Here is a 12,962-nt window from a genome sequence, read left to right on the forward strand (position 1 = left end):
CCCTCCCGTCAGTAGACCTGCTGCAGGACCAGGAGCAGGTGGCGCTCGCCGGCGGCGGCGGTGACGGCCCTGCCCGGCTGCTCCCCCTCGGCCAGCACGATCGGCCCCGAGCGGCTCCGGGCCACCCGGTCACCGGAGCCGAGCTGGCCCTTGCCGTTCGCTCCCCACGTGCGGACCGTGTCGTCGTCGAGGAGCGCCACGCCGTAGGCCTCGCCGGCGAAGACGCTGCGGACCGCGCGGAGCACCTCGCCGTTGGCGCCGACCACCTGGACCGGGGTGGTCCGGCGCTCCAGAGTGTTGTCACCGAGCTGGCCCGCGGTGTTGTTGCCCCACGACATGACGGTGCGGTCCCGCAGGATGGCGAAGTTGTGCTTCTCCGCGGAGGAGATCGCGACGACCCCCTGCAGCGGCGCCCGGCCGCCGGGGCCGGACACCAGCACCGGGGTCATGCGGGCCTCGTAGTCGCCGGTGCCGAGCTGGCCCATGTCGTTGTAGCCCCAGGCGGCGACGGAGCCGTCCTGCAGGAGTGCCAGCCCGTGCTGGCCGCCCATGGTGATGGCCGTGACGCCGGTCAGCCGCTCGGCGCCGTCCAGGCCGCGCACCGGGACGGGCAGGGAGCGGTCCTCGGTGGTGCCGTCCCCGACCATCCCGTACTTGTTCGCGCCCCAGGCCAGCAGCGAGCCGTCCTCCAGCAGCACCAGCTCGGTCCGGCCGTCCGCGGCGATCGCGGTGACACCGGTCAGCGGGCCGGACCCGTCCGGCGCGAGGACCGTGGTGGGCGTGAGCGGCGCGGTCTCACTGCCGATGCCGCGCTGCCCCGCGTCGCCCTTCCCCCAGGTGACGACCTTGCCGTCGGCCAGCAGCGCCATGGAGAAGTCGCTGTTGGCCGAGAGCGCCACGACGCCGCCCAGGGTGCCCTCCCCGCCGTCCGGGGCGCGCACGGGAACCGGCTCCGCGCGGTCGGTGGTGGTGCCGTCGCCGAGCTGGCCGAAGTCGTTGGCGCCCCAGGCGACCACGGAGCCGTCGTCGAGCAGCGCGAGGGAGTGCCGCCCGCCGCCGGCGACCGCGGTGACCCGGGTCAGCGAGGACTTCCCGCCGACCCCGAGGACCTGGCCGAACGCGGTCGCGATCTCCTCGGTGGGGTGGCCGAGCTGCCCGTCGGCGTTCCAGCCGGCGGCCCAGACGCCGCCCATCGCGGCGGGCGCCTCGGTCGTCCGGGCGGGCTCGGGCTGCGCGGCCTGGGACGTGCCGCAGGACGCGGTGAGCAGCAGGCAGAGCGCCGCGGCTCCGCCGAGCAGGGTACGGCGTGGCGTCATCGGTCCTCCCGGACGCAGGCGAACAGGTGGCGCCGGTAGTTGTCGGCGTACGGGGGCACGGCGTCGTCGTCCGGGCCCAGGTCGACGATCCGCGAGAACGTGGTGTTCCGCTTGAGGTAGTCGGCGATCATCGGCGGGTTCCAGCCGGCGAGGGAGGTCTTGAACCACGCCTCGTTCTCCTGGCCGGTGTCGAGGAACAGCACCCGGCCGGTGACCCGGTCGAGCAGCCTGAGCAGCTCCTCGGGCCCGACCGAGCCGCGGCCGAGCACGAAGTGGTGCAGGAGGCTGAAGCAGGAGACCACGTCCCAGGTGCGGTCGGTCCGGCTCAGGATCTCCACGCAGTCACCGGTCTCGATCGCCCCGGCGGGCAGGCCGTAGACCGCCTGCCCGAGCGGGACGGCCAGCGGGTCGCGCTCGATGCCGTGGGCGTCCATGCCGAGCCTGCCCATCTCGGAGACGAACCAGCCGTAGCAGCTGGCCACGTCGAGGTAGCCGAGGCCCTCGTGGCCGCCCAGGGCCTCGCCCAGGAAGGCCCGCATCTTGTCGCGCCGGTCGGTGCACTTGCGCACGGTCGGCCATCCGTCGGCCAGCTCGGGGGCGTCGATCGGCTGGTACAGCTCGCGGGTGCCGTCGAGCCAGCTCATCCGGAGCAGGTGGTCCTGGAGCGGCGTCGTGACCGCCAGGCGCTTGACGGCCACCTCGGCGGTCCGCTCGCCCCGGTGCACCGCGCTCGCCAGCCGGTGGTGCCCGTCCAGGACCTGGTAGTAGCCGGACCACTTGATCGGGGCGACGAGGACGGGGTCGCCGGGCCCGCTCTGGTAGGTCCTGGGGGCCTGCTGCGCGCCGCCGCGGTGCCGGTCGAGGAAGGCGCGCGCCGTCTCCACGACGCCCGCGTCGTCCGTCGCCCAGAAGTAGCGGCCGCCGGTGGCGATGGCGCGGCGGGCGAGCGTGCCGTACGGGCTGGCCAGGATCTCCTCGTCGGTCGGCTCGTGGTCGTCGGCCAGGCGGAGCAGCGCCACGTGGGGCCCCTCGGAGACCGGGGTGGAGCCCCAGAGCAGGTCGCCGGTCCTGGCGCTGAACTCGGCGGCGGTCCAGCCGTTCTGCGCGCCCAGCAGCAGCCGGTCGACGGGGACGGTGAGCGATCCGCGCTGGCGCAGGAAGGCCGAGGAGAGCTGGACCCGCACCTTCGGCGGGATCGGCAGGGCGCGCGCGGCCGAGACGAGCGTGCTCGACGGGGACGGCCCCGCCAGCCGGCGGAGTGCGGCGCGCGAGTGCCTCCGCACGGCACGTAGATGGGCCAGAGCCGACATCAGACCTCCTCGACCACCGGGGACGCGGCCCTGCGGGCGCGCCGCCGCAGCAGGGCGGACAGCGCGGTCAGGGAGACGCGTTCCCGGATCTTCCACAGCAGGATGACATAAACAGCAGCACACGCCGCCAGGCCGGCGTAGAGCAGGGGGAGCGGGGCGCCGGCGGCCCGCAGCGCGAGCAGCGGCGCCCCGAACGAGAGGGCGGTCGCGCCGACGGCCCAGGCGAGGCCGGGGCTGAGCGGGGTCATCCCGGTCGAGGCCCTCACCTGGGCGAAGGAGAGCACGTTGCGGACGACGATGGAGACCGCCCAGTTGACCGCGGCGCCGGTGACGCCGAAGTTCGGGATGAGCACCAGCCCCAGGGCGACGTCGATCACCAGGGCCGCGGCGGTGTTCAGCAGGCTCAGCCCGCTGCGGCCGCTCATCAGCAGCATCGTGTCGACCGGGCCGGCGGCCGTGGCGAACATCATCGCCAGGGACAGCACGAGCACGGGCACGAGCCCCGCCGCGTGGTACTCCTCGGCGAAGAGCGACAGGTACAGGGCGGCGGCGGTCGCGGTCGTCACGTAGACCGGCCAGGTCAGGAGAACGGTCCAAACGGTGGCCACCGTGAAGGTCTCGTGGGCGCCCGCCCGGTCGCCGAGGGCCAGCCGGCGGCTCACCACGGGCTGCATGACCTGCTGGACGGCCTGGGTGCCGAGCTGGCCGAAGACCACGAAGCGGCTGGCGACCGTGTAGACCGCCGCGTCCCGGGGGGAGGCCAGCGCGGCGACCATCACGATGTCGGCCCGCTGCAGCGCGGTCTGGCAGACCCGGGCCAGCGCCCGCAGCGCGGTGAAGCGCCAGTACTCGGCGGCCAGGGCCCGCAGCGGCGCGGCCGGCTCCGCCTGGGGCGGGCTGGCGCGGCGCATCCCGCCGTACCACCACGCCGCGCCCGCCAGCGCCGGCAGGTACGGCAGGGCCCACATGAGGGTGAGCAGCGTCGGGTCGTCGCCGAGGAACAGGGTCAGCGCGACCCCGCCGATCTGCGCCACCGGCCTGCCGATCCGCTCGACCAGCACGGTGGGCCGCATCCGGCCGTGGGCGCGGGTCGCCGCGAGCAGCACGTTGGCCGCCGCCGCGACGGGCAGGAAGAGCGCGAGGACCCGCAGCATGGACGCGGTCTGGCCGGTCTGGCCCCCGTCGACCGCTCCGGCCACGGCGGGCGCGGCGGCGAACAGGGCCGCCGCGCAGAGCAGGGAGACCGCCGCGACGGGGACGAGCGCCGCGTCGACGCAGCGGGCCGCGTCACGGGTACGGCCGAGCGCCAGGTGCCCGGGGACCCAGCGCAGCAGGCCCACGTCGCAGCCCAGCTCGCACAGCGCGCCCAGGATGATGAAGACCGAGGTGGCGGCGAAGAACGCGCCGCTGAGCTCGGCGGAGTGCAGGGTGGCGACCAGGAGGACGAGGCCGAACTGGGATATTCCGGTCACCGCGGCGCCGACGAGGTTGAGGGTGCCGCCCCTGGCCATGGAGGCCAGGTCGCCGGAACCACTCATTTGCCGCGGCCGGTCTTGGCGGGCGCGTCCGAGGTGATCTTCGGGAAGGCCATCGTCGGCGCCTCGTCGGCCGCGGCCCGCGGCCCGCCGTCGTCGGGCAGGTCGAGCACCACGATCTCGGGCTCCTCCGTGACGATCTCGGCCTCCTCGACGACGACCTCGGCCTCCTCGTCCCGGGACTCCGCCGCCGTGATCGCGGGCATCACCGAGGACTCGACGCTGATCCGGGCCGGAGCGGGGGAGGGGGCCCGCCGCGCCCCCTCGCGGCCGGCCTCGCGCAGCTCCCGGCGGCTCGGCGGGACCAGCACGACCGCGCCGATGACCTTCGCCTCGGCCTGCTCCGCCTGAGCGTAGGCGGCCCGGACCTCCCGCCGCCGGGTCACGCCCGCGGTGACCACCAGCAGGGTGGCGTACGAGACCATGCTCAGGGCCTGACCGTCCGGGTCGTCGAGCGGCGGGCCGCTGACGATGACGAGATCGGCGCTGTGCCGGAACACGTTGACCGTGTGGAACAGGCCGCGGCCGAGGAAGTGGCTGGAGGCGTTCTTCAGGTCCGCGCCCTGCGGCAGGACGTGGAGCTGGGGACCGGCCTCCAGCAGCAGCGCCTGCGGGTCGTCGTGGTCGAGCAGGACGTCGGTCAGTCCCCGCTGGCCCGACATCCCGAGCAGCTCGGAGGCGCCGGGCGCCGCGGTGTGGTCGGCGTCGACGAGGATCGTCTCGGTCCCGCCCGAACCCAGGGCGAGGGCGAGGTCGGCGCTCACCCGTGCGGAGTGGTCGCCGCCGGAGACGCCGGCGACGAGCAGCGAGGCCGGGGTCTCGGTGACCCTGGTCAGCACCGCCACCCGGAGCCTGCGGATCTCCTCGTCCTGCGTGCCCAGTTCGGGATCGAGCAGCGCGGGCGGGTCGTAGGCCCGGGCGGGGAGGTTCCTGACGGCCAGGACCGGCACGCCGTACCGCTCCACGGACTCGACGTCGCGCAGGCGGTCGTCGCTCCGCTCCCGGAGCATGCCCAGCCCCAGACCGGCCGCCAGGCCCGCCAGCAGGCCGGCCAGCCCGAGCTCGGGCGTGCCGAGCAGGCTCGACCCGGAGGAGGCGGGGTCGGAGGAGATGACCTGCCCCGGGTAGATCGGGGTGCTGGCGAGCTGGTTGGCCTGCTCCTCCAGGACGGCGAGCTGGTTGGTCAGCTGGGTGACCCGCTGCGTCAGGTAGGTGCGCCGGGCGGAGGTGGTCTTGTCGGAGGCGAGGTCGTTCGTGGCCTTGCGGAGGCTGGCGTCGACCTTGGCCGACTGCTCCTCGACCTGCTTGATCTCGCCGTCGATGATCGCTTCTGAGCGGTTCCTGCGGTAGGTCAGGTAGCTGTTCGCGAACGCGGTCGCGCCCTTGTCCGCGGTCTCCGGGCTGTCGGCGGTGAAGGTGATCAGGAGAGTCTGGGTGTTGGGGGGGACCTCGACCTTCACCTGGTCGGGGAGGGTGTCGCGGTCGGCGTCCTCGCCGAGCGCGGAGGCGACCCGGTCCATGACCGTGTCGGCGGTGACGAGCTGGGTCTCGCTCGCGAGGTTGATCAGGTCGTCGCCCCGGCCCTCGGTGGAGTAGGGGTTGCCGCTGAGCGGGATGATGAGCACGGTGGCGGAGGCCGTGTAGCTCTGCGGCACCAGCTGGGCGGCGCCCACCCCGAGCACGGCGCCGAGCAGCGCGCAGACGGTGATCAGGCCCTTGCGGTAGCGGAGCGTCTGCGCCAGGAGTTGAGAACGGAATGGAGTGACCTGCCCTCCCGCCACGCGGGTCCCCCTCACCGATCTGTGCCGTCTGGGTGAGCCCCGCGCGCCGGTCCGACCCCAGATGATGAACCTTCAAGCCATAAGCTCTGGTGAAGTTTACCGGAATATGGCCGATGTTCTACTCTTGCTTGAACGAACATCAATCTTATGGTGCAGATCGGGCCGAGGTGGCGAGAGCGAGAAGTGTCCTGCTCGTCGCGTCCAGCGGGGGCCACCTGGCCCAGTTGGACGCGCTCGAACCGTGGTGGCGGGAGTGGGCGCGGACCTGGGTGACCTTCCGTACGGACGACGCGTCCTCGCGGCTTCGGGGCGAGCGGATCGTCTGGGGGCACCACCCCACGACCAGGAACATTCCGAACCTGCTGCGCAACTTCGCCCTCGCCTGGCGGCTGCTCCGGCGGGAACGCCCGGATTTGATCGTTTCCACCGGCGCCGGACTGGCCTTCCCGTTTTTCGTTCTCGCAAAGATCTTCGGTATTCCGACGGTCTACATCGAAGTGTACGACCGGCTCGACAGCCCGACCCTGACCGGCCGCCTCTGCTCCCCTCTCACAACCCTCTTCCTCGTCCAGTGGGAGGAGCAGCGCCGGTTCTATCCCCGCGCCAGAGTGATCGGAGGCTTGCTGTGAGCGGTTCCGCGCGGCTCGTCTTCGTCTCGGTCGGGACCGACCACCACCCCTTCGCCCGGCTGGTCGAGTGGGCCGACGCCTGGGCGGCGAAGGAGCACGGCCCGGGCGTGCGGTGCGTCGTGCAGCACGGCCGCTCGCCCGCGCCCCGCGTCGCGGAGGGGCACGCCTACCTGGAGCACGGCGAGCTCACCGCGCTCATGGCCGAGGCCTCGGTCGTCGTCTGCCACGGCGGGCCGACGACCATCGCGGAGAGCCGGCGCCGGGGACTGCTGCCCATCGTGGTCCCGCGCTCGCCCCGCCTGGGCGAGCACGTGGACGACCACCAGGAGCGGTTCTGCGCCCGGCTGGCCGCCTCCGGCCTCATCGCGCCCGCCCGGGACGAGGCCCACCTGCACGAGCTGATCGACCGGGCGCTGGCCGACCCGGAGGCGTTCCGCGCCGAGGCCGGGACCGACTCGACCGCGGCCGCCGTCCGCCGATTCGGCGACCTGGTCGACGACCTGCTGGCGGCCAGGGCCGTGCGCCGCGGCTCCCGGCCCCGGTCCGCCTGACCCCGCAGCCCCCGTCAGATCCCGCGGCCCACCGAGTGGGCCGTGCGCAGCATGAAGTCCGGGCGGAGCAGGCCCGCGGCCATCAGCAGCACCAGATACGAGCGGGGCTGCCGCCAGTTGCTGCGGAACGTCCGCCAGGCCAGCCGTACGGCCCGGCGCCGCTCGCCCATCGCGGCGAGCGCGAACGCCTGCCGCCCGGTGAGCTTGGCCGACGCCCGCGGGTCCGCGCGCAGGATCTCGTGCTTGCCGGCGAGGTACTCCAGCCCGTCGACGACCATCCGCCAGTCGCGCTGGAAGAAGGACTGCGAACCCCACAGGACGCGGACCAGCGGCTCCTGCACGGCGACGATCGGACCGGCCGCCGCCGCGCGCAGCATCCAGTCGTAGTCCTCGCCGTAGCTGCCGGGGATCTCCTCGTCGACCAGCCCGATCCGGTCGAAGAACGCCTCCCGGCGGACCAGCACCGTGGACGGGTGCGCCTCCATCACCCGGCGGCGGGCGAGCTCCAGCACGGTGAGCGAGGACTCGTCCGCGACCCGGGCGGTGGACCTGCCGTCGAACAGCACGTAGATGCCGGAGACCGCGACGTCCGCGCCGCGGGACTCCAGCAGGGAGACCTGGGCGGAGAGCTTGCCGGGCAGCCACTCGTCGTCGTCGTCGCAGAACGCCAGCAGCGCGCCGCGGCTGCGCAGCGCGCCGCTGTTGCGCGCGCCCGCCAGTCCGGGGGAGCGGTCGTTGCCGGTGACCACGACCGAGCGGTGCGGATCAGAACGTTCCAGGGAGGTGTCCGGCGGGACCTGGTCGTAGACGACCACGCACTCGATGCCGCCCGCGTAGTCCTGCCCCAGGATCGAATCGATCGCCTTGGCCAGCAGGTGGGGACGGTTGCGGGTGGCGACGACCACGGAGACGGTCGGCGGCGCGGGGGCGGGGGTGTCGGTCATGCCGCGGTTCTCCTCGATATCGGCTGCGGTGGTCTGGCGTCACCGGGCAGGTGCCCGGAGGCCCGCTCCGGTCGGGCGCCCCTGCGCCGGTCCCGGCGGGCGCCGAGGCCGATGCCGGCCAGCATGCCGACCGCCGCGTAGGAGACGGGCGGCACCTCGGTGTTGTTGCGGTCGGGCCGGCGGGGCCGTACGGCCGCCCGGACGACCTCGCCGCCGGCCGTGTCCTGCTGCTGCAGGGCGGACACCTGCTTCTCCATCTTGTCGATCTGGCGGATGAGGGCCTGGCGCCGGCTGCGCGCCCTGGCGTCGCGGGTGATCCGGCCCTTGGTCAGCGCGGCCAGCCGGGACTCCAGCACGCCGATGCGGGACTGCAGCGCCTCCAGGTGCCGCTGCCGGGCACCGGCGATGATCTGCTCGCGCAGGGCCAGGTAGGCGTCCGTGGCCACGCCGACCCCGTTGAGCGCCCGTTCGGGGGTGGCGCCGCGGACCGAGACGGTCAGCACGCGGGTGTTCGCGGGCACGGTGACGACCAGCAGCTCCGCGGCCGCCTCGGGGCCGACGCCGAGGGCGGTGGCGACGCGCCCGACCACGGCGCTGGACCGCATGATCCGGGTCTCGGTGTCGACGGTCATCTCACGGGGGAGCCGCTGGTCGGGATCGCGTTCGAGTCCCGGGTGCACCGGGGTCGCGGGGGCGAACACCTGCGCCGTGGCGGTGTAGGTGTCGGGCGTCAGCAGGGACTGGGCCACGCCGGCCGCCAGGCCCAGCACGGTCGTGACCCCGATGACGAGGAGGTTGCGGCGTGCGAACCCGAAGTAGTCCGACAGGACCGGATCCGGACGGCCGCTCATCTCCGCCACGGCGGGGTGACCCCGAGCAGCTCGGCGAGGCGCTCGTCGTCGGGGGCGAAGCGGTCGGTCAGCTCGGCGCGGAGCGACTCCGGCATCGGCGAGCGCGGCCGGGCGTTGTGCCGCTCGAACACCTCGGGGAACCAGCGGGGCAGGCCGAGGAAGTCCAGGATGCGGACGTACTCGGTCTCGGGGTCGGCGAAGAAGTCCTCGGCGAACAGGACGTGGACGCGCTCGCGGCCGAAGAGCCGGAAGAGCCGGTCGATCTGGCCGGCGTACCGCCCCCGGTCCACGTAGGAGTGGTGCCGGTGGCTGTGGCTGACGTAGGCGGGGTCCGCCAGGATCCGCTCCACCTCGCCCGCCAGGCGGCCCTCCTCCAGTTCGAGCGCGCGCTCGAAGGGCTCGGTCTCGAAGCCCCGGGCCAGCTCGTGCTTGTGCGCGGAGTATGCGCGCTCCACCGGGTCCCGCAGCACGGCCAGGAGCTTGATCCCGGGCAGGTCGGCGGCGATCCGCTCGGCGGAGAGCGGGTGGTGCATGTAGTAGCCGGCGGACTCGCCGGTGAGGACGGGGCCGCCCGGCGCGCGGCGGTGCGCCAGCGAGCGGATCGGGAAGTGCCCGCGGTACCAGCCCATCCCCCGCGTGTAGTTCACGTCGAAGTAGTGCACGCCCTTGTGGAACAGCGGCGGCGCGATGCGCGGATGGGCGGTCAGCGCCCGCCACAGGGAGGTGGTGCCGCCCCGCTGCGTGCCCACGAGCAGGAACCCGGGCAGCATGCGCATCCCGTTGGTGAGACGCCCCACCTGGCGGGTCACCGCTCTCCCGGCCTCCTTGACGGCGGGGGGTGCGGACTGGCGTGAGAGCATGGCGTCCTTTCTTACATCCGGGAGCGGCTGCGGTCGAGGAGGTCGAGCAGGGCGTCGGCCTGGGGCCGGAGCGGCTCGCCGATGCTTCCCTGACCGGCGACGACGTAGCGGGCGCACAGCTCCAGGAGGTAGAGGGCGGTGGTGGCCCGCGCGGCCCGCCCCTCGACGCCGAACGGTTCCAGGGTACGGAGGACGCCGTCCGACCAGACCAGGTCGGCCGTCCACGAGGTGGTGGGGCGGACCTGCTGGAGCGTGTAGTGCAGGGCGTCGAAGCCCACCGGCACGGCCGGTGCGAAGCGCTCCCAGTCCCACAGGTGGACCAGGTCCCGCCGCCAGGCCATGTTCCACGGCGTCCAGTCGCCGTGCCAGGCCCCGAAGCGCAGCTCCAGGTCGCCGTGGCGCTCGGCGACGCGGTCGGCCAGGTCGGCCAGGCGCGCGGCCGTACGGGGGTCGGCCACCTGCTCCGGCACGCCCCGGAGGCGGTCGAGGAAGGAGGAGCCGGCGAGCGCGCCGGACGCGGCGGTGGCGGCGGAGAGCGCGGACATCGCGGCCACGGGCACCGCGCCGGACGGCCGCCACCGGCGCACCCCGGTGGGCAGCGCCGACATCACGAGCAGCTCCAGGCCGCGCCAGGTCTCGTGGCGGATCACCTCCGGCACGCGGATCCCCGGCAGGTGCAGCCCGGAGAGCCGGGTCAGCGCCGCGGCCTCGGCCCTGATCAGCTCGCGGGCCACATCGGTGTCGCCGACCTTCACGAACGCGAGGGACTCGCCGGACGGGGTGATCGCCTGCAGGACCGGCTTGCGGTTGGCGCGCGCGTTCCCGATGCTGACGCTGACCACCACGGGCCGCCCGAGGATCTCCGAGAGCCGCCTCTCCACGGACTCCTCCCCGGGCCGGGACGGGCGCACGCGCATCCGGTCGGGCAGGAACCGCTGGGGCAGCCCGGTCCGGACCGCCACGGAGAACAGGCCGCGCCCGAGCCGGGCCTTGACGCCCAGGTCGTGGCTGTAGCGGCGCAGGGCCGTACCGGCGGCGCGGGGCGCGCCGAGGGGCAGGAGCAGGCGCGCCCGCCGGGCGTCGGGGAGGTAGACGAACTCGCGGGCCCCACTGCCGGCCCCACCGCCGGCCCGCTCCGCGCGGCGGCCCCGCGGCGCGCTGCTGACCTCGGCCTCCGGCCAGAGCCGGGAGACCGCTTCGACCCAGGCGGACTCGGTCACCTCGCCGCCACCTCCGTTCGCTCGCGCCGCCACATCAGAGCAATGGCGATCATGGCGGTGTACAGCGGGACATCGAGAAGATCGTAGATGAGCAGGAAGACCGCGAAACCGAGCAGCACGCAGCACCCCGCGATGGCGACGCGGTCCGGGTCGCGCCAGTGCGCCGCGAAGCGGCGGACCAGGAAGCCGGTGAACAGTCCCGCCCCGACGAACCCGTGCGCGAAGATCACATACCAGAGGCTGCCCTGGGTGCCGAGGGGCGGGACGCCGCAGCCCTTGCAGTCGGGCCGCTCGCCGCCGCCCACCGAGGAGAAGCTGCCCTGCAGGTCGCGGGTGGAGCCGAAGCCGACGACCGGCGACCCGGTCAGGGTGCTGGCCACGGTCACCTCGTAGAGCTGGCCGCGCCGGTCGTTGCTGTGCGGGGTGTCCAGCCGCTGCTCGAAGAGCGACTTGAGCGGGGAACCGGCGAACACCAGCAGCAGGGCCACCGCGCCGCCCACGGCCAGCCGGAGCGCCCACTTGTTGCCCTTCCTGGCGAAGCGGAAGGTCAGGTACGCGGCGCTCAGCCCGAGCACGCCCCACAGCCCCCGGTTGAGCGAGTAGATCACCGGCCAGAGGCACAGGACCAGCACGACGGGCAGCAGGAGGCGGCGCCAGCGTCCCCCGCGGGTGTGGGCCAGGAGGAAGAACGGCAGGAAGAGCGCGAGGTTGGCCCCCCAGGAGTTCGCGTAGGCGAACGGCGCGATGGGGCGGGACTCCTCGTAGCCGAGGAATGTGGTGTGGGTCGCCGCCTTCGGGTGGATCAGGCTGGCCACCAGGTCGTTGCGGGTCAGCGACCGGGGGAGCACCAGCTCCAGCAGGGAGGGGAACTCCAGGTGGGGCAGGACGACGCCGAGCAGGCCGCCGCCCACCGTCACGATGAACATGAAGCTCAGCAGCCGGACGACCCGCTCGGTCGGCAGCTCCTGCTCGGTGAGGTTCCCGACGTAGAGCAGGACGACCGTGATCGCGAGGTACCACGCGGCGCGGTAGGCGAAGACGGGGATCCGGCTCAGCTCGACGCCGGGCACGCCGTAGGGCGCGTCGGCGAAGAGCGTGAGCGCGCCGAGCAGCATCCACACCAGGAAGAGCAGCCACAGCGCGAAGCCGCGCGGGACCCGGACCTTCCCGCGCCGCCACAGCTCCACGGCCATCGGCACGCTCATGATCAGGAAGATGAACGCGCTGAAGCCGGTCACCCACCACAGGGGGAATCCCAGGAAGATCACGCTGAGCGGCCAGCCCGGCTGGAGTCTGCGGGACCCCGAGGCCTGCGGGAAGGGCGTCCGGGGGCCGGGGAGCGCCGGGGAACGGGGGAGGGACCCGGCCGTGCCTGACATAGGTGTCGAGATCCTCCCGGGCGCGGCTCCGAATCCGTTCATGCGGACGTGCCCATATTCAAGCCGATGCGGAGCTTCCCGGCCAGTTGACCATTCACCGCCGACCAGCGGAAGTGGTGTGATTCAAGCAACGTGCCGGTGCTGGTGACATGTCATAATCTGCCGACGGTCGGGGGTCGTGTGTTCTTTACCCTGGAGGGGCGATGAGGGGACGTAGACACGCCTCCGTATGGATCGCGTTGTCAGTGATGTTACTTCTCGGATGGAACGGTCCAGCGCTGGCCGTGCAGTACCCGCAAGACAGAGTGGTCACCGCGGACCCCGCGAACTTCACCCCGCACGTCCTGGACGGCCAGGTCAACGCCATCGTGCAGATCGGCGGCCGGATCTTCGTGGGCGGCAGCTTCACCCAGGTGCGCGAGTGGGACAACCAGACCGTGCAGACCCGCAACCGGTTGTTCGCCTTCAACGCCACGACCGGCCGCCTCGACGCGGCGTTCACGCCCAACGTGAACGGCGAGGTCGAGGCGTTGCTGCCCGCCCCCGACGGCCGGTCGATCTACGTCGGCGGCGCCTTCGGCCAGGT

Annotated in this window: 11 protein-coding genes and 1 pseudogene; 3 read left to right on the forward strand and 9 right to left on the reverse strand. The window is 73.4% G+C overall.

Annotated features, from left to right (window positions below; genetic code table 11):
- Positions 1-8 precede the first annotated feature (8 nt).
- The 4 genes from ABD823_RS09120 to ABD823_RS09135 are packed head-to-tail and all read right to left on the reverse strand — an operon-like array spanning position 9 to position 5,942.
- A complete protein-coding gene (locus tag ABD823_RS09120) occupies positions 9-1,316 on the reverse strand; it encodes an RCC1-like domain-containing protein (protein WP_344857794.1) in 1,308 nt (435 codons plus the stop codon).
- Complete coding sequence (locus tag ABD823_RS09125) at positions 1,313-2,626, reverse strand: ParB N-terminal domain-containing protein (RefSeq protein ID WP_344857796.1); 1,314 nt, start codon at positions 2,624-2,626, stop codon at positions 1,313-1,315. The genes ABD823_RS09120 and ABD823_RS09125 overlap by 4 nt, the downstream gene beginning before the upstream one ends.
- Positions 2,626-4,164: a lipopolysaccharide biosynthesis protein gene (locus ABD823_RS09130; RefSeq protein ID WP_344857797.1), complete on the reverse strand. Its 1,539-nt coding sequence runs from the start codon at positions 4,162-4,164 to the stop codon at positions 2,626-2,628. Before ABD823_RS09130 ends, ABD823_RS09125 begins: the two co-directional genes overlap by 1 nt.
- Positions 4,161-5,942, reverse strand: coding sequence for a Wzz/FepE/Etk N-terminal domain-containing protein (locus ABD823_RS09135; RefSeq protein WP_344857799.1), 1,782 nt, complete (start codon positions 5,940-5,942; stop codon positions 4,161-4,163). Before ABD823_RS09135 ends, ABD823_RS09130 begins: the two co-directional genes overlap by 4 nt.
- A 167-nt stretch (positions 5,943-6,109) precedes the next feature.
- Between ABD823_RS09135 and pssD the strand changes: the two genes are divergently transcribed.
- Positions 6,110-6,571 (forward strand): PssD/Cps14F family polysaccharide biosynthesis glycosyltransferase, encoded by a 462-nt coding sequence (pssD, locus tag ABD823_RS09140; protein WP_344857828.1) that lies wholly within the window; start codon positions 6,110-6,112, stop codon positions 6,569-6,571.
- Complete coding sequence (locus ABD823_RS09145) at positions 6,568-7,122, forward strand: glycosyltransferase (RefSeq protein ID WP_344857800.1); 555 nt, start codon at positions 6,568-6,570, stop codon at positions 7,120-7,122. Before pssD ends, ABD823_RS09145 begins: the two co-directional genes overlap by 4 nt.
- 14 nt (positions 7,123-7,136) lie before the next feature.
- On the opposite strand, the gene ABD823_RS09150 is transcribed toward ABD823_RS09145, so the two are convergent.
- From ABD823_RS09150 to ABD823_RS09170, 5 genes are read right to left on the reverse strand one after another with little or no spacing between them, the layout of a single operon-like run.
- The gene (locus tag ABD823_RS09150) at positions 7,137-8,066 is read right to left on the reverse strand and encodes a glycosyltransferase family 2 protein (RefSeq protein WP_344857802.1); all 930 of its coding nucleotides are present in this window, start codon (positions 8,064-8,066) and stop codon (positions 7,137-7,139) included.
- Positions 8,063-8,917, reverse strand: a complete 855-nt coding sequence (locus tag ABD823_RS09155; protein ID WP_344857804.1) for a Wzz/FepE/Etk N-terminal domain-containing protein — start codon at positions 8,915-8,917, stop codon at positions 8,063-8,065. The genes ABD823_RS09150 and ABD823_RS09155 overlap by 4 nt, the downstream gene beginning before the upstream one ends.
- Positions 8,914-9,777 (reverse strand): sulfotransferase domain-containing protein, encoded by an 864-nt coding sequence (locus tag ABD823_RS09160; protein WP_344857806.1) that lies wholly within the window; start codon positions 9,775-9,777, stop codon positions 8,914-8,916. The genes ABD823_RS09155 and ABD823_RS09160 overlap by 4 nt, the downstream gene beginning before the upstream one ends.
- An 11-nt stretch (positions 9,778-9,788) precedes the next feature.
- Positions 9,789-10,997, reverse strand: coding sequence for a phosphotransferase (locus ABD823_RS09165; protein WP_344857810.1), 1,209 nt, complete (start codon positions 10,995-10,997; stop codon positions 9,789-9,791).
- Positions 10,994-12,376 (reverse strand): hypothetical protein, encoded by a 1,383-nt coding sequence (locus ABD823_RS09170; protein ID WP_344857812.1) that lies wholly within the window; start codon positions 12,374-12,376, stop codon positions 10,994-10,996. Before ABD823_RS09170 ends, ABD823_RS09165 begins: the two co-directional genes overlap by 4 nt.
- A gap of 284 nt (positions 12,377-12,660) precedes the next feature.
- Here ABD823_RS09170 and ABD823_RS09175 point away from each other — a divergent pair.
- Positions 12,661-12,962: pseudogene (locus ABD823_RS09175) on the forward strand (PKD domain-containing protein); the annotation flags it as partial.

Origin of the sequence: Planomonospora alba (assembly GCF_039534085.1) — a bacterium.
Taxonomy (GTDB): Bacteria; Actinomycetota; Actinomycetes; order Streptosporangiales; family Streptosporangiaceae; genus Planomonospora_B; species Planomonospora_B alba.